The 18540-nt window shown below is 54.9% G+C and carries 21 protein-coding genes and 1 tRNA gene; 19 read left to right on the forward strand and 3 right to left on the reverse strand.

Annotated features, from left to right (window positions below):
• Positions 1 to 66: 66 nt before the first annotated feature.
• The 4 genes from PV407_RS19305 (at position 67) to PV407_RS19320 (ending at position 3508) form a co-directional block, all read left to right on the forward strand.
• Complete coding sequence (locus PV407_RS19305; RefSeq protein ID WP_332091708.1) at positions 67 to 828, forward strand: ParA family protein; 762 nt, start codon at positions 67 to 69, stop codon at positions 826 to 828.
• The gene (locus tag PV407_RS19310; RefSeq protein ID WP_332091607.1) at positions 821 to 1675 is read left to right on the forward strand and encodes a ParB/RepB/Spo0J family partition protein; all 855 of its coding nucleotides are present in this window, start codon (positions 821 to 823) and stop codon (positions 1673 to 1675) included. Before PV407_RS19305 ends, PV407_RS19310 begins: the two co-directional genes overlap by 8 nt.
• A 117-nt stretch (positions 1676 to 1792) precedes the next feature.
• On the forward strand, positions 1793 to 2953 hold the full coding sequence (locus PV407_RS19315) for an aminotransferase class V-fold PLP-dependent enzyme (RefSeq protein WP_332091608.1): 1161 nt from the start codon (positions 1793 to 1795) through the stop codon (positions 2951 to 2953).
• A 42-nt stretch (positions 2954 to 2995) separates the two neighbouring features.
• Positions 2996 to 3508, forward strand: coding sequence for a DUF4446 family protein (locus tag PV407_RS19320; RefSeq protein WP_332091609.1), 513 nt, complete (start codon positions 2996 to 2998; stop codon positions 3506 to 3508).
• Here the strand turns inward: PV407_RS19320 and yyaC are convergent.
• Positions 3474 to 4085: a spore protease YyaC gene (gene yyaC / locus PV407_RS19325; protein WP_332091610.1), complete on the reverse strand. Its 612-nt coding sequence runs from the start codon at positions 4083 to 4085 to the stop codon at positions 3474 to 3476. The two genes, PV407_RS19320 and yyaC, sit on opposite strands and share 35 nt — an antisense overlap.
• Before the next feature lie 140 nt (positions 4086 to 4225).
• On the opposite strand from yyaC, the gene PV407_RS19330 reads away from it, so the two are divergent.
• The 4 genes from PV407_RS19330 (at position 4226) to PV407_RS19345 (ending at position 5789) form a co-directional block, all read left to right on the forward strand.
• Positions 4226 to 4474 carry a DUF3343 domain-containing protein gene (locus tag PV407_RS19330; RefSeq protein ID WP_442951684.1) on the forward strand — a complete coding sequence of 83 codons (249 nt, stop codon included), beginning with the start codon at positions 4226 to 4228 and terminating at the stop codon, positions 4472 to 4474.
• A gap of 17 nt (positions 4475 to 4491) precedes the next feature.
• Positions 4492 to 5361, forward strand: coding sequence for a mechanosensitive ion channel family protein (locus PV407_RS19335; protein WP_332091612.1), 870 nt, complete (start codon positions 4492 to 4494; stop codon positions 5359 to 5361).
• Between the two features lie 16 nt (positions 5362 to 5377).
• Entirely contained in the window at positions 5378 to 5584 is a 207-nt protein-coding gene (locus tag PV407_RS19340) for a DUF951 domain-containing protein (RefSeq protein WP_332091613.1), read from the forward strand.
• Positions 5585 to 5701: 117 nt separating this feature from the next.
• Positions 5702 to 5789: transfer RNA gene (locus PV407_RS19345), tRNA-Ser, on the forward strand.
• 74 nt (positions 5790 to 5863) lie between these two features.
• On the opposite strand, the gene PV407_RS19350 is transcribed toward PV407_RS19345, so the two are convergent.
• A complete protein-coding gene (locus PV407_RS19350) occupies positions 5864 to 6049 on the reverse strand; it encodes a YjzC family protein (protein ID WP_332091614.1) in 186 nt (61 codons plus the stop codon).
• A gap of 244 nt (positions 6050 to 6293) precedes the next feature.
• Between PV407_RS19350 and rpsF the strand changes: the two genes are divergently transcribed.
• The 4 genes from rpsF (at position 6294) to PV407_RS19370 (ending at position 8095) form a co-directional block, all read left to right on the forward strand.
• Positions 6294 to 6578 (forward strand): 30S ribosomal protein S6, encoded by a 285-nt coding sequence (gene rpsF, locus PV407_RS19355; protein WP_332091615.1) that lies wholly within the window; start codon positions 6294 to 6296, stop codon positions 6576 to 6578.
• 48 nt (positions 6579 to 6626) lie between these two features.
• Complete coding sequence (gene ssb, locus PV407_RS19360; protein WP_332091616.1) at positions 6627 to 7106, forward strand: single-stranded DNA-binding protein; 480 nt, start codon at positions 6627 to 6629, stop codon at positions 7104 to 7106.
• Between the two features lie 21 nt (positions 7107 to 7127).
• Positions 7128 to 7400 carry a 30S ribosomal protein S18 gene (gene rpsR, locus PV407_RS19365; RefSeq protein ID WP_332091617.1) on the forward strand — a complete coding sequence of 91 codons (273 nt, stop codon included), beginning with the start codon at positions 7128 to 7130 and terminating at the stop codon, positions 7398 to 7400.
• A gap of 197 nt (positions 7401 to 7597) precedes the next feature.
• On the forward strand, positions 7598 to 8095 hold the full coding sequence (locus tag PV407_RS19370) for an RNA polymerase sigma factor (RefSeq protein WP_332091618.1): 498 nt from the start codon (positions 7598 to 7600) through the stop codon (positions 8093 to 8095).
• A 55-nt stretch (positions 8096 to 8150) separates the two neighbouring features.
• Here PV407_RS19370 and PV407_RS19375 read toward each other — a convergent pair whose 3' ends face one another.
• Positions 8151 to 9377, reverse strand: a complete 1227-nt coding sequence (locus PV407_RS19375) for a stalk domain-containing protein (protein ID WP_332091619.1) — start codon at positions 9375 to 9377, stop codon at positions 8151 to 8153.
• A 231-nt stretch (positions 9378 to 9608) separates the two neighbouring features.
• On the opposite strand from PV407_RS19375, the gene PV407_RS19380 reads away from it, so the two are divergent.
• The 7 genes from PV407_RS19380 (at position 9609) to PV407_RS19410 (ending at position 18357) form a co-directional block, all read left to right on the forward strand.
• Complete coding sequence (locus tag PV407_RS19380; protein ID WP_332091620.1) at positions 9609 to 10541, forward strand: DUF2232 domain-containing protein; 933 nt, start codon at positions 9609 to 9611, stop codon at positions 10539 to 10541.
• A gap of 20 nt (positions 10542 to 10561) precedes the next feature.
• The gene (locus tag PV407_RS19385) at positions 10562 to 12523 is read left to right on the forward strand and encodes a DHH family phosphoesterase (RefSeq protein WP_332091621.1); all 1962 of its coding nucleotides are present in this window, start codon (positions 10562 to 10564) and stop codon (positions 12521 to 12523) included.
• A complete protein-coding gene (gene rplI, locus PV407_RS19390) occupies positions 12520 to 12960 on the forward strand; it encodes a 50S ribosomal protein L9 (RefSeq protein WP_332091622.1) in 441 nt (146 codons plus the stop codon). The genes PV407_RS19385 and rplI overlap by 4 nt, the downstream gene beginning before the upstream one ends.
• Positions 12961 to 12988: 28 nt before the next feature.
• Entirely contained in the window at positions 12989 to 14356 is a 1368-nt protein-coding gene (gene dnaB, locus PV407_RS19395) for a replicative DNA helicase (RefSeq protein ID WP_332091623.1), read from the forward strand.
• Positions 14357 to 14572: 216 nt separating this feature from the next.
• The gene (locus PV407_RS19400; protein WP_332091624.1) at positions 14573 to 15859 is read left to right on the forward strand and encodes an adenylosuccinate synthase; all 1287 of its coding nucleotides are present in this window, start codon (positions 14573 to 14575) and stop codon (positions 15857 to 15859) included.
• Between the two features lie 186 nt (positions 15860 to 16045).
• Complete coding sequence (locus PV407_RS19405) at positions 16046 to 16621, forward strand: hypothetical protein (RefSeq protein WP_332091625.1); 576 nt, start codon at positions 16046 to 16048, stop codon at positions 16619 to 16621.
• Between the two features lie 374 nt (positions 16622 to 16995).
• Positions 16996 to 18357 (forward strand): M23 family metallopeptidase, encoded by a 1362-nt coding sequence (locus PV407_RS19410; protein WP_332091626.1) that lies wholly within the window; start codon positions 16996 to 16998, stop codon positions 18355 to 18357.
• The last annotated feature ends 183 nt before the right edge of the window (positions 18358 to 18540 follow it).

Consider the following 18540-nt stretch of genomic DNA (forward strand, 5'->3'; position numbering starts at 1 on the left):
GGCGTTAGGTGTAGGATGCACGGTTTGCATGCGCCCGTGTATGGATTATCGATTGAGGTGAAGATGTTGGCTAAGACGATCGCAATTGCGAATCAAAAGGGCGGTGTCGGGAAAACGACGACATCCGTCAATTTGGGCGCTTGTTTGGCCACCTTGGGCAAACGGGTGTTGCTTGTAGATATAGACCCGCAAGGGAATACGACGAGCGGAATCGGCATTAACAAGGCCGATGTCGTGTCTTGTATTTATGATGTCATCATAAACGATGTGCATCCGAAAGATGCGATTATGGGCACAGCGATAGAAAATTTAAAGATCATACCCGCAACGATCCAGCTGGCCGGTGCGGAGATCGAGCTCGTGCCGACGATTTCCCGTGAAGTACGGTTGAAAAAGTCGCTGCAGCTCGTCAAGCATCATTTTGATTACATTTTGATCGATTGCCCGCCGTCGCTGGGCATTTTGACGATCAATTCGCTTACGGCGGCCGACTCCGTCATCATTCCGATCCAATGCGAATATTACGCTTTGGAAGGATTGAGCCAATTGCTCAATACGGTCCGACTCGTTCAAAAGCATTTGAACACAAGCCTCCAAATCGAAGGAGTGCTGCTTACGATGTTCGATGCGAGAACGAATTTGGGTATTCAGGTCATTGAAGAAGTGAAAAAATATTTTCAACAAAAGGTGTACCAAACAATTATTCCGCGCAATGTGCGCTTAAGCGAGGCTCCCAGTCACGGGCAATCCATCATAACTTACGATCCGCGCTCCAAGGGAGCGGAAGTATATTTGGAATTGGCGAAGGAAGTGGTCTCCTATGAGTAAGCGTCTCGGAAAAGGTCTGGACGCGCTGATCCCGTCGCTTCATGTGAGCGAAGAAGATAAAGTAGTGGAAATCCCCTTGAAGGATCTTCGTCCGAATCCGTATCAGCCGCGCAAAACATTCCATGAAGATTCCATTAGCGAGCTCGCCCAATCGATTAAAGAGCACGGCGTCATTCAGCCGATCATCGTTCGCAGCGTGCTTCGGGGATTCGAAATCATTGCCGGAGAACGCAGATTCCGCGCTTCGCAGCAATGCGGGCTCGAAAAAATACCGGCCGTTATCCGCAATTTTTCCGACCAGCAAGTGATGGAAATCGCACTGATCGAAAACGTGCAGCGGGAAGATTTGAATGCGATCGAAATCGCAAACGCGTATCAAGCGCTAGTCGAGCAGTTTCAATTTACGCAAGAGGAGCTTTCGGTAAAAGTCGGCAAAAGCCGTTCGCATATCGCCAACTTTTTACGGCTTCTGCAGCTGCCTGAGGAAGTGAAACAGCATGTTTCACGTGGAACATTATCGATGGGGCACGCGCGTGCGATCGTCGGGGTGAAGGACGACAAGACGAAAAAAGAGCTGGCCGATTTAACGATCAAAAACGAGTGGAGCGTCCGTTTTCTGGAGGACTACATCAAGCAGCTGGAGGATGCGAAGCAGCCGCAAAAGGAGAAAGGGAAGGAAAGGAAAAGCGACCCGTATATCGACCAACTGGAAGAGACATTGCGCGATCGATATCGGACAACGGTGAAAATCAAGCATCAAAACGATAAAGGAAAAATTGAGTTATTGTATTATTCCAAGGATGATTTGGAACGATTGCTGGAACTGCTGCAGGGAAAAATAAGCTGACGGCGCAACGAATCGAGCATACCAATGCTTAACCCGACAAAGGGCCGCTTGGTATGCTTTTTCGACGAAACGACAATCGAAATTCGTTAAGCGTCTGGAAGTGGAGGCCTGTTCTCGATGACTATTACCTATTTGGATAATGCGGCGTCATCATGGCCTAAGCCGCCCGCCGTATGGGAAGCGATGAGCGAGTGTATGCAAATGGCCGCCAACCCGGGGAGAGGCAGTCATCAGATGGCGGTCAAGGCGAGCCGTATCTTGTTCGAGACGAGAAGCGCGATCGCGAAGCTGATCGGGGTGCGCAATCCTAACGACATTTCGTACGCGCTCAATACGACGATGGCGCTCAATGAAGCGATTAAAGGCTTCGTAAAGCAAGGGGACCATGTCATTTGCACAAACGTGGAGCATAACTCGGTGCGCAGACCGCTCGAATTTTTGAGGAAACAAATGGGCGTGCAAGTGACTTATGTGGAAGCGAATGCCGAAGGGCAAGTTCGAGTCGAGGATGTCGAACAAGCGTTTCAATCGAACACGACGCTCGTTGTTTGCAACCATAGCTCGAACTTGCTCGGTACGATATTGCCGATCGAACGGATTGTCGAATTAACGAAGCGGAAAGGGGCCAGGCTGCTCGTCGACGGCGCGCAAACGGCCGGTATCATTCCGATCCATGTCGAACGGATGGGGATCGATATGTTCGCATTTCCGGGGCATAAAGGACTTCTGGGGCCGCAAGGAACGGGAGGTTTGTACATTCATCCCGATCTGGAGCTGACCCCGCTGCTGCACGGGGGGACGGGAAGCCAGTCCGAGGCGATCGATCAGCCGACGGTAAGGCCGGACCGATACGAAGCCGGGACGCAAAATACGGTAGGGATCGCCGGATTGAAGGAAGGTGTAAAATTTGTACTGCATGAAGGCGTCGAGGCGATCCATAATAAAGAATGGAATCAAATTCAAAGGCTTATGGAAGGATTGCAGTCCGTCGATGGCTTGAAGCTGCTAGGTCCCAAGCTTGGCGAACCGAAGACGGGGATTGCCTCGTTCGTGCTGGATCAAGCCGATGCATCGGAAGTGGCGTTTATTTTGGATCAAAGCTTTCAAATCGCCGTGCGTGCAGGCTATCATTGTACGCCGCTGGCCCATGAGGCGGCCGGTACGACGAAGACGGGGGCGGTTCGGGCAAGCATCGGATACTTTACGACCGACTCCGAGATCGACGATTTGATCGGAGCGATGAAAGAAATAAGCAAGCATTACCGCAGCTCGGTTTAACGAACTGTTGTTCATGAATAAGGGAGAAAGGAACCGAAAACGTTGAACGAATGGGCTAATTCGCTGCAACCCGTCTACTTGCTCGCCGCCGGTATCGTCATCGCGCTGATGTTCGTTATTCTTCTAATCGTTGTGATCGCCCTTTCGGTCAAGTTGTCCAAATTGCGAAAAACGTACGAAAAAATGATGGGCGAGTTGAACGTGACGAACCTGGAGCAAGTACTGTTCGATTATAAAAACAAAATCGATACGGCCGTTGCGTCGCTCCAAACGGAAAGCGCGCGAATCGATCGTATCGAATCGTCCATGCAAACGATGGTGTCGAAAATCGGGGTTGTCCGGTATAATGCTTTCGGCGAAAGAGGCTCGGATCTCAGCTTCTCCGTCGCGATCTTAAGCGAGAAGCAGGACGGAGTCGTATTATCCGGCATTCACAACCGCGACGAAACGCATATGTACGCGAAACCGATATCCGGCGGGCAATCCGCTTACCGATTGACTCCGGAAGAAAAAGAAGCGATCAATCAATGCTCGGAACTTGTCCAGTCGAAGTGATGCGTCTGGCCATCATAAGCGAACGGAAAATCGAGCGCGAAATAATTTCCGACATTTTCATCACGACGCTCAGTCTCGTGTTTTGCAAAACGAAATACTCCATGAACCCGCCGACGTTCACGATGCCCGTCACGTGCATATGACCGAGCGCGGGCAATTCTTTTTGCACGCCGGCGCCGGGCTTTACCGGACCGTCGGCAACGGTTATGCAGCCGACGCTGGATACTTGACCGAGACAGGCGTCTATGGCGACAATATAAGGGGAGTCGTACAACCGTTCGATCTCCGCAATCGATTCGTTCAAGTTCATCGCATGCACCGGCTCGTCCAGCGTGCCGAACAGGTGAAGGCCGCTGTAATGATATTTATACAGGAGTGTGCCGATGAGGGGGCCGAGCGAATCGCCCGTCGAACGGTCGGTGCCGATACATACGAAAACGATTTGCTTGTAGTCCGGCACAAGCGAGAAATATTGATATAAACGTTCCGTTAACGAGTCCACGACGTCAGGGTCGCTATAGTTGAACCGGTACGAGGCGGGATCGTTTTTGTTGAATAAACCGAGCGGAAACTTCATGGACGGTTCCTCCCAAATCGATCGACATGGATAATTTCTACTAGTATACGAAAAAGAAGGCTCGTTTATACGTAGAAGAATGAGAGAATCGAAACAACATTTCGAATTGATCGAATAAGGCGGTGGTTTTGCTGGAAACGATGCTGATCGCGTTCGATTCGACCCAGCAGGCGCTGCGGACCGAAATGCTGCTCGAATATGCCGACGTGGAAATCGATATAAGACCGACTCCGAAAGAAATAACGGCGGGCTGCGCGTTGTCGATCGATTTTCCGGCCGAACGCTTCGAGCAGGTGAAAGCGATAATCGAGCAAGAAAGTGTGGAAATTCGCGGAATTTTCAGAAAAATGGACGAACGGTACGAGTTGGTAATGGGAAGTCCGAACTGAATGCGGAGGGAGCTATCATGAACGGGCAAGGTTTATTGATCGCCATGTTGGGCGATATCGGTTGGTGGGCGAAATTCAAGCAAGATACGTGGGCCTACATGATGAATCCGAACAATTGGACGACATGGCTGACGATTCTGATCAAAGTGATCGTCATTTACGCGGTAGGTCGGATCGTCAATACGATCACGCGGCGGGCGGTTCAGCATATGGTGCAGGAACGGGAAAAAAGTCCGCTGAAATTCGATCCGAGACGTACGAAGACGATCGGCAAGCTGGTCGGCAGTCTCATATCTTCGACCGTCAATTTCTTCGTCATCATTTTGATTTTGTCCCAGTTCGGATTCAATCTGGCGCCGATTTTGGCCGGAGCCGGCGTTCTCGGGCTCGCGATCGGCTTCGGTGCGCAGAGCCTGGTCAAAGACGTTATTACCGGCTTCTTCATCATATTCGAAGACCAGTTTGCCGTCGGCGACGTCATTCAGACCGGCGCGTTCAAAGGAACGGTCGAGGAGATCGGCATCCGCGTGACGCGCGTTCGCAGCGGTACCGGCGAAGTTCATATTATTCCGAACGGTCTCATCACTCAAGTGACGAACTTCTCCAGCCATAATTCGCTTGCGGTCGTCGACGTGACGATTGCGTACGAAGCCGATTTGGAGAAAGCGATGCAGGTGACGAAGGAGACCGTCAATCGCGTATACGCAAGCAGCGACTTGATCGTCAAAGAGCCGGCCGTATTGGGCGTACAAGCGGTAACGAATACGGAAGTGACGCTGCGCATCTCGGTGGAGTGCAGACCGAATACGCAGGCCGAAGTGATACGGGGATTGAATTTCGAGCTGATGCGCGCATTGGAGCAAAACGGCTTGAAAAAAATCGGATAAGAGGAGGGACGACGCAATGGAACGGAAGCAGTTCGAGCTGGGCGATGTCGTGCAAATGAAAAAGCCGCATCCGTGCGGAACGAACGAATGGGAAATTATTCGGATGGGGATGGACATCCGGATCAAATGCGTCCAATGCAAGCACAGCGTGCTCATTCCGCGCGCCGAATTCGAGAAAAAGATGAAGAAGGTGCTGCGTTCGGCCGCATCGAACGAGCAATGAGCGTTCCGGAAACGGCAAAGCATTTATAAAAAATTTCCGCTTAAGAGGTCTTGCGAATTTCCGAAAGGGTATGCTATAATATCTCTTGTCCTCATTTTTTGGGGATTAGGCCGATGCGGAAAGGTACCCAAGAGGCCCAAGGGGGCTGACTCGAAATCAGCTAGGCGTCGCAAGGCGTGCGTGGGTTCGAATCCCACCCTTTCCGTTCTTAAGCAAGAAACGAACAACGACCTCCTACTCGACGGGTAGGAGGTTTTTTGTATGAGAACAGCAATCGGATCAGTCGTTTCCTTTTTTCGTCCATTTGCGGTCTTTATTCGTCGTTTCCGGGAACTTGTCGCCTTGCTTCAGCTTGATTTGCTTCGGATTCGTAATGCCCATATGGAAATCGTTCTCGCCGATCTCGATGTACGTTCCGTCGTTCGGGGCGGTCATGCCGGGCTTGAATTCGGTTTGTTCTCCCATCGTCGTCACCTCCGGGGCTCTTTGTGAATGGTTTGCATTCCATAGGTTGCGCGAGGGGACGAAAAACATGCCCGGAGGAGCCGTCCATATTTTGCATCGGATAGCGGGTCTTTCGCCGCATCGTTCGACTTGTATTGCCGCTGCCGATTTGATATAGTTATAAGGTGCGAGTTTTGACTGCAAAGCCCGCTCCTTGCTTCCGGCTTGTCCGGAAGCCGCTAAGTCCAGAAGGAGGTGACCATTCATGCGCAAATACGAAGTGATGTACATCATTCGCTCCGACCTCGAGCAGGAAGCCGTTCAAGCGACGATCGAGAAGTTCCAAGGCATCATCGGCAACGGTGGCGAGATTACGAAGCACGACGTAATGGGAAAGCGCCGTCTTGCGTATGAGATCAACAAGTTCCGTGACGGGATTTACGTTTTGGTGCAATTCAACGCCAATAACGACGTCATTACGGAGCTTGACCGCGTAATGAAGATTTCCGACGAAATCATTCGTTACTTGATCGTCAGAGACGTAGCTTGATCGTTTACGATTGTTTGAAGTAGTCGAACCGTTAGGGAGGGGTTTCGATTGTTGAACCGTGTTATTCTGATCGGCAGGCTGACGCGCGATCCGGAGCTGCGGTATACGCCTTCCGGCGTTGCCGTCACGCAGTTTACGATTGCGGTGGACCGGCCGTTCTCGAACCAGCAAAACCAGCGCGAAGCCGATTTCATACCGATAGTGACTTGGCGCCAATTGGCGGAAACGTGCGCGAACTATTTGCGCAAGGGCCGATTGACGGCGGTCGAAGGCCGCATACAAGTTCGCAACTACGACAACAACGAAGGCAAGCGGGTATACGTGACCGAAGTTATCGCCGATAACGTGCGTTTTCTGGAATCGGCCAACAAGGACGCGAGCCGCGACGAATTCGGCGGAGGCGGAAGCGGTGGAAACGGCGGAGGGAACAGCGGTGGCAGCCGGTACGGCGGTTCGCGGGACAATCAAGATCCGTTCTCGGACGACGGGAAACCCATCGATATTTCCGATGACGATTTGCCATTCTAGGCAGAAAGGAATGAATCTCGCATGAGCAACAGACGTGAGGGCGGAGAAGACCGCGGCGAACGCAAGTTCTCCAAAAAAGGCCGCAACAAGCGCCGCAAAGTGTGCTACTTCACTGCCAACAAAATTACTCACATTGACTATAAAGATACGGAAACGTTGAAAAAGTTCATCAGCGAGCGCGGCAAAATTTTGCCTCGCCGCGTTACGGGTACTTCCGCGAAGTACCAACGCATGCTGACGATCGCGATCAAGCGTTCCCGTCAAATCGCGCTGCTCCCGTATACGACGGAGTAATCCGGGACAACGGAGCCGCGAGCGAAATCGTGCGAAACAAAGGCAGAGCGTCCGTGCTCTGTCTTTTTTCGTACGCGGACAAAGCCGTAAGGACTATTTAAGAGAAAGTTAAGAATTCCGGTTCATTCTCCTTAAGGTTTACGAGATACAATGGTTTCGTAAGCGAAAAAGCGGGATGAAAGAGGCTGGACCGGATCATGACACAAGCTGAAGAACTGTCGTTCCAACACATATATAAAATGTATCGGCTGCCGCTGCACCGTTATTTGGCGCGGCGTACCGGAAACGATAGCGAGGCGGCCGATTTGGCGCAGGAGACGTTCGTCCGCATGTACGAGAAGCGGGTGCAGCCGGAGACGGCGAAGGCGTGGCTGTTCAAGACGGGCTATCATTTGTTCGTCGACCAGTGGCGGAAAAAGAGGAGAGCGCTGCACGTTCCGCTCGAATCGATTCCGGATATGCCGGTATCGGACGGATCGCCGGAAGGGGAAGCCGCCATCGCCGAGCTGCGGCTCGAAATTAGCCGGGCGCTCGGCGAGCTGAAGGCCCGCGACCGCCAGGTGCTGCTGCTGCTCGCGAACCGGGGGATGACGTACAAGGAAATCGCCGATCAGTTCGGCGTATCGGAAAATGCGATCAAGACGCTCGTCCATCGGGCCCGCAAGCGGATGCGCGAGCTGATGGAAGCGCGCTGACAGCGGGTGAAGATACAAAGAAATGCCGCCGGGACGACCGGCGGCATTTTTCTTTTTACGGATTAATGTAAGCGGTACGGCTTTGCTGCACGTATTGAACGTCGAAGCCGAGCGCCTCCGCCATGAGCCGCAGCGGAATGTACGTCTTCGTTTCGCCGTTGCTCTCATGCGCGTGGGGCGGGGCGGTATCGATCGTTTTCGCGGTGCCGTCTACCGTAATGGTCGTCGAATCCATCGTAAGCGCGACGCTTCGGCCGCCGACGCTGACCGTAGCCGTTTTCGTCTCGTCGTTCCAGCCGACGGTCGCTCCGAGCGCTTCGGCATATTCGCGAAGCGGCACGAACGTACTGCCCTCGATTAAAGCGGGCACATGCGGCGTTTCGATCGTCCGGCCGCCGACAACGACCGTAATCGGGGTCGTACGGGCCAAATCTGTCCGATAATCGCCCCATATCGATTTGGCGAACAGCTCGGCGATTTTGTCATACCCGGACTGGTTCGGATGAATGTCTCTCTCGGCGATATGCGTATACGTTCCTTCGCTGCCGACAAAAGCTTCGGCGACCGGAACCGCCGTCACCTGGAAGCCGTTCCCGCGGAACGTTTGCTCGATCTTCTTCAGCGTTGCGGTAAACGTATTTTTTAACGTTTGAGCCTTCGCGTACTCGGCCTTCAAAAAGCTCGGCACGGGCGAATATTGATCCGCTACGTAGATGCGAACGTTTTTGTTGATCGTGAATATGTTTTGCAGGGCGGAGGTCAAATTATCGGTATATGCTTTCATGAAGGTTGCGGAATAAGCCTCCAGCTCGGCGTCGCTCATATCCTTCAGCTCGGCGATCATTTTCGATCCGATGTCGTTGCCGCCGATCGTAATCGTGACGAGGGTCGCGGCCGCGAGATCGGATTTGATTGTGGCCGCATTCGCCAGCACCTGATCGGCGCGCGGGTCGGGGAGCGATTGCTGAATGTCGGCGCCCTTCACGTTTTTGCCGTCGACGACGGCTTGCAGCATCGCTTTCAGTCCCGAGCTCGTCAGTCCCGCGATGCCGTAATTGGCAATCGTGGCGCGGCCGTGTATAAGCGCCTGCTCGTATAAGCGATCCGAGTAGCCGTACGGCGTCGAACCGACCGACATGCCCGGCTCGTAGCCGATCGCAAGCGAATCGCCGAACACGACATACCGTTCCGCGGGAGAGGGTGCGGCCGATGCGCTTGAAGCGAAGGCGCACAGCGCCAGCAAGCAGCAGGCGAGCCAGATCGATAACGTCCGTTTTTTCAAAAAATGTCCCTCCTCCTAATCGATGCCATAAGCACTAATTCGCGATCGGCCGAAGCCGTTCCTGCCGGCCGGCCGCCGGAAATCGATGTTTTTGCGGCGGGCGGGCCGAACGGGACAGTGCCCGGGGTTTGTGCTATAATTTGTAACATAGCCGAAAAAAGGAGCCGTGTTGCCGGGAGCTGCGAAATCGGTTTATGGTGTAACCTGATTCCGTTAAGAGGTGACGTTTTGTTGAACAAGCAAGCCTTGTTATGGAGCCTCATCCTGGTGGTGCTGCTCTTGCTCATGTTTACTTCGCTGGCCATGGTTGCGCTCAGCCTGGCCATGATCCCGACCGTTTTCCTGTTCGTGAAGCTGGATACGAAACGATTCGTTCTTTACTATGCATTGTCGCTGCTGGTGGTGTATGGGGTCACCGCGGCGTTCGGCGCCGGCATTTTGGGCACGGTCGCTTCGCTCGTTTCGTTTTGTTTGCTCATTCCGAGCATCGTCATGGGTATTCTGTACAAGCGAAAAGCGTCGGCGCGTTCGGTCATTACCGGCGGTGCGGTCGCATTTTTGGCGCAATTGCTGCTGTTTCTGCTTGTGACGCAGCTGTCCGGCATCCAAGTCGCGGGCGAAATGCGCGAGTTCGTCAGAGGCAGTCTGGACACGCTGCCCGCCGAGCTGAAGCAGATGGTGCCACAAAATATGATCGACCTCGTGATCGACATGATGATCCGGCTTCTGCCGCTTTATCTGATCGGCATATCGCTCTATTTCAGCGTCCTGACGCACTGGATCGTCCGGAAAGCGCTCGTGCGCAGCGGAGAAACGATTCCGGCGATGCGGCCCGCCAAAGAGTGGATGCTGCCCCGGTCGTTCGTCTGGTACTATTTGATCGCGCTTGTGCTCGGGTTTATTTTCACGGGGACGGGCGGCACGATGATCGACATGGTGCTGCTTAACGTCACGCCGATTTTAATGTTCGTTTTTGCGGTGCAGGCGTTCGCGTTTTTCTTCTTCGTCGCCGATACGCGGGGATGGGCGAAGGCGGTGCCGATCGCCATCGTGGTGGTGCTCGGACCGCTCATGGTGCTGTTGCCGTTCATTATGCAGCTGCTTACGCTGCTCGGCCTGTTCGACGTCGCCTTCCCGATTCGGAGCCGATTGAAGAAATCATAGAAGTTTAGGAGCGAGGACGTATGCCGAAGTATTTGTTGAATCGTTGGCATGGACTCCATATTTATTGGTCGTCGATTGCCATTCTGCTGCTGTCGGTCGCGCTTTTTTTCTATGAGTGGGTGCTGGGCGTCGTCGGTCTCGCGATCGGGGGCGTGCTGGCGTATTACACGCTGGCGGCGGAGCGGGCGTTTCGCAAAGGGCTGAATCAATACGTCGGAACGTTGTCGCATCGGATCAAAAAAGCGGGCAACGAAGTGTTCAACGAGCTTCCGATCGGCATCGTTTTGTACGATGAGGAACGGAACATCGAATGGCACAACGGCTATGTCGGGAAAATGACGGAGCGCGACTCGCTGATCGGCGAACCGCTGCTCGACGTGTTTCCGGGGCTGAAGGGCAAGGACGACAAAGACAACAAGCTCGATCTGACGGTCGGCAAGCATGTGTTTCAGGTGCAGGTGAAGGCGGAGCATCGGCTTTTGTATTTTCAGGACGTGACGGCGCATGCGGTACTGTCCAAAAAGTACGAGGAAGAGAAAATCGCCATCGGCATCGTCATGCTGGACAATTTGGACGAAGCGACGCAAGGGATGGACGACCAGAGCCGCAGCGTCATGCTCGCGAAGGTGACGGGCGAGCTTACCGGCTGGGCGCAAAAATGCGGCGTCTACATTCGCCGGACCGCCTCGGATCGCTTTCTTATTTTCATGAACAACAAGGCGCTCCGGCAGCTGGAGCAAACCCGGTTCGACATATTGGACGACGTTCGCGACATAACGATCGAATACAAGCTTCCGCTCACGCTCAGCATCGGCGTCGGGGCCGGGGCCGACAGCTTGATCGAGCTCGGCCAGCTGGCGCAAACGAGCCTCGACATGGCGCTCGGACGCGGCGGCGATCAGGCGGCGGTGAAGGTCGGGCAGCGGCTCTCGTTTTACGGCGGCCGCTCGAACGCGGTCGAGAAGCGCACCCGCGTCAGGGCGAGAGTGATCTCGCACGCGCTGAGAGACTTGATCCGGGACAGCGACAAGGTCGTCATCATGGGGCACCGCATCCCCGATATGGATTCGATCGGAGCGGCCGTCGGCGTGCTGAAGGCGGTGCAGGTCAGCCAGAAGGAAGGGTATATCGTCCTGGAAGGGATGAACCCGTCCATCCTGAAGCTGATGGAAGCGATCAAGGAAGACGAGCGGCTGCACAAATGGTTCATTACGCCCGAGCAGGCGATGCAGATTACGACGCCGCGCAGCTTGGCCGTCGTCGTCGATACGCACAAGGCGTCGATGGTCGCCGAGCCGAGGCTGCTGCAGCAGACACACCGCATTATGATCATCGATCATCACCGCCGCAGCGAGGAGTTTTTGAGCGAAGCGACGCTCGTCTACATGGAGCCGTACGCGTCGTCGACGTGCGAGCTGGTGACCGAGCTGCTGCAATATTTCAACGACCGGCTGTCGATGGACGTGCTGGAGGCGACGTCGCTGCTCGCGGGCATCGTCGTCGACACGAAAAGCTTCTCGCTGCGCACCGGGGCGCGCACGTTCGAAGCGGCGTCGTTTCTGCGCAGAAGCGGCGCCGACTCCGCGCTCATCCAGCGGATGCTGAAGGAAGACCTGGAGCAGTACATTCGCAAGGCGGAAATCATTAAGCACGCGGAAATGATGTACGATCATATCGCGGTCGCCGCAACGGCGCCGGGACGCAAATACCCGCAGCTGCTGATCGCGCAGGTCGCCGACACGCTGATCAACATGACGGACATTATGGCTTCGTTCGTCGTCAGCGAGCGGACGGACGGCTTGATCGGCATAAGCGCCAGGTCGCTCGGGCAGATCAACGTCCAGGTCATTATGGAGCGGCTCGGCGGAGGGGGGCATTTGACGAACGCGGCCACGCAGCTCGAAGGAACCGTCGAGGAGGCGGTGGCCAAGCTGAAGCAGGTGCTCAGGCAAGTCAACGAAGAGGAGGGACTGTTCGAATGAAAGTGATCTTTTTGAAAGACGTGAAGGGCCAGGGGAAAAAAGGGGAAATCAAGGAGCTGTCGGAGGGATACGTCCGCAACTTTTTGCTGCCGAAAGGGCTGGTCGCGCTCGCTTCGGAAGGAAACGTCAAGCAGCTGGAGCACCAGAAGCTGTCCGAGGAGAAGCGCAAGGAGAAGGAAAAGGCGGAAGCCCAGGCGCTTGCGGCCAAGTTGTCGGAGATGGTCGTGACGATCAAGACGAAGGCGGGCGAAGGCGGCCGGCTGTTCGGATCGATTACGAGCAAGCAGATCGCCGAGGAGCTGGAGAAGAAAGGCATCCATCTCGACAAGCGCAAAATCGAAATGAACGACGTCATCCGTTCGCTCGGCACGACAATCGTCAAAGTGAAGCTGTATCCGGACGTGACGGCGGAGCTGCGCGTCCAAGTGTCGGAATGAGCAAGGCCATCGAAAGAAGGAGTTTGACATGAACGGGGACCAGTTTGTCGAAAACCGCATACCGCCGCAAAATTTGGAGGCGGAGCAGGCGGTTCTCGGAGCGATCCTGCTGGACGGCGACGCGCTGATTACCGTCATGGAGCGGATCGGCAGCGACGATTTTTACCGTACGTCCCATCAGCATATATTCGGCGCCATGCTCGAGCTGGCCCAGCAAAACGAACCGATCGACCTGATAACGCTGACGGCGAAGCTGCAGGACAACCAGCAGCTCGAAGGGATCGGCGGGATCGGTTACTTGAGCCAACTGGCGAACAGCGTGCCGACGGCGGCGAACGTGGACTACTACGCGCAAATCGTCGAGGAGAAGTCGATGCTCCGCCGCCTGATCCGTACGGCGACGCAAATCGTTTCGAGCGGCTACGCCGGCGAAGACGACGTGAGCAGCTTGCTAGGCGACGCCGAGAAGCGCATATTGGAAATATCGCAGCGCCAGTCGGGAAGCGGGTTCGTTTCGATTCGCGACGTGCTGATGGAAGTGTTCGAGAAAGTCGAATTTTTGTACAACCATAAGGGCGGGGCGAGCGGCATTCCGTCCGGCTTCCCCGACCTCGACCGGATGACGTCCGGCTTTCAGCGGTCGGACTTGATCATCGTGGCGGCGCGGCCGTCGGTAGGGAAAACGGCGTTCTCCCTCAACATCGCCCAGAACGTGGGCGTGCGGGCGAAAGAAACGGTCGCCATCTTCAGTCTCGAGATGGGCGCCGCGCAGCTCGTGCAGCGGATGATCTGCGCGGAGGCGAACGTCGATGCGACGCGAATGCGCACCGGCCAGCTGGAGGGCGACGATTGGGAGAAGCTGACGATGGCGATCGGCACGTTGTCCGAAGCCCAAATTTATATCGACGACTCGCCGTCGGTCACCGTCGCCGACATTCGGGCCAAGTGCCGGCGGCTGAAGCAGGAGAAAGGGTTAGGCCTCATTTTGATCGATTATTTGCAGCTGATTCAGGGACGCGGCAAAGCCGGGGAAAACCGGCAGCAGGAAGTTTCGGAAATTTCGCGGACGCTCAAGCAGATCGCGCGGGAGCTCAACGTGCCGGTCATCGCGCTGTCGCAGCTGAGCCGGGGCGTCGAGCAGCGGCAGGACAAGCGTCCGATGATGTCGGACTTGCGGGAATCGGGATCGATCGAGCAGGACGCCGACATCGTGGCGTTTTTGTACCGCGACGATTATTACGACAAAGAGTCGGAGAAGAAAAACATTATCGAGATCATTATCGCCAAGCAGCGGAACGGTCCGGTCGGAACGGTCGAGCTGGCTTTCCTGAAAAATTACAACAAATTCGTCAGCCTGGACCGAACCCATCAGGAGGTCGCCGCTGGAGCGGGGTGACGGGGCGAATTCGCTTCCGAACGCCCCGCTTTGGTTTTTCCGGGATCGGACGAGGGGATCATGTCTAATTTCCGAACGTTGCTAAGGCTACATGCGGAATTGTTCGTTTATTCGTTGACTTTACCAAGGGTGACTGATACACTGAAAATGCCGCCTTGACTTCGTCGGGCGGGGTTGTCGGCAGTGTCGGAACACACTTGAACTGGAGGTTTTGCCATGTCTAGCGTTGTAGTTGTCGGTTCCCAATGGGGCGATGAAGGTAAGGGCAAAATTACCGACTTTTTGGCGGAATCGGCCGAAGTCGTCGCAAGATATCAAGGCGGAAACAACGCCGGCCATACGATATTGATCCAGGATAAAAAATATAAGCTGCATCTGATTCCTTCCGGAATTTTCTATACAAATAAAATTTGCGTCATCGGCAACGGCATGGTCATCAACCCGGCCGCGCTGATCGAGGAAATCAACTACATCCACGAGAACGGCTTCTCGACGGAAAACCTGAAAATCAGCGATCGCGCCCACGTCATTATGCCGTACCATTTGCTGCTGGACGGTCTGGACGAAGACCGGAAAGGCGCCAACAAAATCGGCACGACGCGCAAAGGGATCGGTCCTTGCTATATGGACAAAGCGGCCCGCAACGGCATCCGCATCGCCGACCTGCTGGACGCCGAAGAGTTCGAGCGCAAGCTGCGCCACCTCGTCGCCGAAAAAAACACGCTGATCGAGCAAGTATACGGCGGCAAAGGACTGGACGCCGACTCGATCCTGACCGAATATTTGGGCTACGCCGAAGTGATCCGCCCTTACGTGACCGATACGTCCGTCGTATTGAACGACGCCATCGATCAGGGGAAACGGGTGTTGTTCGAAGGCGCGCAAGGCGTCATGCTCGATATCGATCAGGGCACGTATCCGTTCGTCACGTCCTCGAACCCGACGGCGGGCGGCGTCTGCATCGGCTCCGGGGTAGGTCCGACGAAAATCCATCAAATTATCGGCGTCGCCAAAGCGTACACGACGCGCGTAGGCGACGGTCCGTTCCCGACCGAGCTGAACAACGAAACGGGCGACTGGATTCGCGAGAAGGGCAACGAGTACGGCACGACGACCGGACGTCCGCGCCGGGTCGGCTGGTTCGACAGCGTAGTCGTTCGCCACGCCCGCAGGGTAAGCGGCATTACCGGCCTGTCGCTCAACTCGATCGACGTGCTGTCCGGCCTGCCGACCGTTAAAATTTGCACGCATTACGAATATCGCGGCGAAAAGATCGACTATTACCCGGCCAGCCTGAAAATGCTGTCCGAATGCACGGCCGTCTACGAAGAGCTGCCCGGTTGGTCGGAGGATATTTCCGGCGCGAAATCGCTGGACGATCTCCCCGAAGCGGCCCGACATTATGTGGAGCGCGTCTCCCAGCTGTCCGGCATTCCGATCGCGATCTTTTCCGTCGGCCGCAACCGCGACCAAACGAACATCGTACGTCCGATTTACGCATAAGCGATCTACCGCTCAGCAAGCCGTCTTTCCGGCCCGAACCGCCGGCAAGGGCGGCTTTTTCCGTTTCGCGGCGCTCGTCTGGACACAGGCTTCCCCCGCGTTCGATCGTTTCAAGCGCGTCGTTTTCGTCAATACTGGTGCTAACGACATCAAGCTTCGCGGAAGCTCCGGAAGGTGGAATGCGACATGAAACTGTTCGCTTGGCTCGGAAAAACGCTCGTTACCGCCATTTTGATCGCCGGTTTATCGGCGGCGGCGACGCTTTACGTGCTGAACGCGTACGTCCAGGAACTGCTGAAGCCGTATGCGGCCGTATTGCCGACTAATCAAATCAAGTTTTCGGATTTTGTTGCAAAATTATGGACCGGGTCGAATATAGTAGGTCAGGGGGGTACGCAGCCGAGCGGAAAGGAGAGGACGCCTCAGCCCGATACGAGCAACCCGGTAACGAAGCCGCAGCCGGAGGACGACGCCGTCGCCGCATGGGCGCAATCCGGGAAATCGGACGCCCGCGAGAAGGATAAAGTGGTGATGAGCGCCGAGCAGTTCCAGGCGAAGCGGGAGAAGCTGTCGGAGGAGGACAAGGCGAGCGTGTTCTCGCTGCTCATTTCCAAGCTGCCGCAGGAGGAGCTGCAGCAAATTTCGACAAAGCTGGAGGACGGAATTACCCAGGCGGAGCTGCAGGAAATCGAGAAGATCGTGGAACAGTACCTACAACCCGACGAACTCGCAAAATTGATGGAGATCGTGAACAAATACTAGATTCGCCATGCCGATCAAGCAATGCTGGCGCCCGGTATCCCTTGCGAATGCCGCCTTCTTTCACGATCCTCTCACATGGCTTTGCCGCAGAAAGTTGAAACTAGTAGACGGACTGTGGTAAAGTAGAAACGTTGGTGTCGGCTTTTGCTGCCGAAAGTTGCCAACTTTCGTAAAAACCAATGTAAGAGGAGAAGCACATGAACTCATTCAAGAATAAAGGTTGGGCCAAGGCTGCGCTTGAATCCGTAAAGCGCATGTTTTCGAAAGCCCAATATAAAAGCTTGACTGAAACAATCAGGCAAAGAAGGCCTCTTCATCGAACGGAATCGCTGCTGCGCACATATAAGCTTCGCTTGCTGCAAGGCGTTGGCGCCTTGGGACTTTTGGCCTCCATCTCGATCGGAGGCAACGAATACGTACAAATGCATACTTACGAAGTGTTCCACGTGTATGTCGGCGATCAACTGGCCGGAACCGTCAGCGATCCGAAAGTCGTCGAAGACTATATCATCGACAAGGTGAAGCGGCTGGAGGAGCAGAACCCGAACGTACATATGGTGCTGAATTCGGACGAGGTCGCCTATAAAGCTGAAAAGGCTTACAAGATACAGAGCGACGACGCGGGCGCGCTGGCCAATTTGGACAACATGCTGAAGGCTCATGCCGTCGGCGTGCAGCTGGTCGTGAACGACAAGCTCGTCGGCATCGTGAAGGATAAGGAGACGGCCGAATCGGTGCTGAACCGCATTAAAGAGAAGTATGCGCCGCAGCAAAAAGACGCGGGCCGCGTATCGGTGCTGTCCGCCCCGCCGGAGCCGCAGGCGGGCGAATCGGTCATCCAGTCGGTCGAATTCATGGAAAAGGTCGACATGAACATTACCGAAATCAAACCGGAGGAGATCGCCAATCCGGACGATCTCGTCCGCAAGCTGGAAACCGGCGACGTGGCGCCGAGCAAGTATACGGTCGTCAAAGGCGACTGCGTCGGCTGCATCGCCAAGAAGCTGGGCATTTCGAGGCAGCTCATTTACGAAAAAAATCCGTGGATTCAAGACGATAAAATCAAAGTCGGCGACGTGCTGGACGTCACGATGCTGAAGCCGGCGCTGACCGTCAAAACGGTCGAGAAAGTGGTCGAGAATCAGGAAATCCAGCACGACATCATTTACGAGAAAGACGACACGATGCGGGCCGGAGAAACGAAGACGATCAAAGAAGGCAAGAACGGCATGAAGAAAGTGACGTTCCTTGTCACGAAGGCGAACGGCTACATGATGGAGCAGGAGCTGGTCGGCGAAGAAGTCGTCGAACAGCCGGTTCCCGAGTATGCGAAGAAAGGGACGAAGGTCATTCTCGGCGAAGGCAGCGGCAAGTTCATCTGGCCGGTCCTGAGCGCGAAGCTGTCGGACTACTTCGGCATGCGTTGGGGCAAAATGCACAAGGGCGTCGACATTACCGGCAACCGCAATATTATGGCCGCGGACAACGGCGTCGTCACGTATACCGGCAACAAGGGAGACGGCTACGGCAACAAAGTCATCATCGACCATAAGAACGGCTATGTGACCGTCTACGGCCATCTGAGCAAAATCGAAACGACCAAAGGCAAAATCGTCGAAAAAGGCGAGAAAATCGGCGTCATGGGCAGCACCGGCGATTCGACCGGCGTTCACCTGCACTTCGAAATTCAGCGCAACGGCGTTGCCGAAAATCCGCTTAAGTTTTTGTCGCGTTAATCGCAATCATCTTCGATACCATCGTTCCAAGAGGTGCAGAGCCGAACCGGATTCGGCTTTGCGCCTCTTTTTCCGTTCGCGTGCGGCCTTTTCGCCCCGATGGACTGGGATATTATTCATTTAACCGAATGGATGCGATTTGAAACGCCATGTATGGTAATATAGAGAAAAGAATGAAATTCA

This window comes from Paenibacillus sp. GYB003, assembly GCF_036577625.1.
In the GTDB taxonomy this organism is placed as follows: domain Bacteria; phylum Bacillota; class Bacilli; order Paenibacillales; family NBRC-103111; genus Paenibacillus_AB.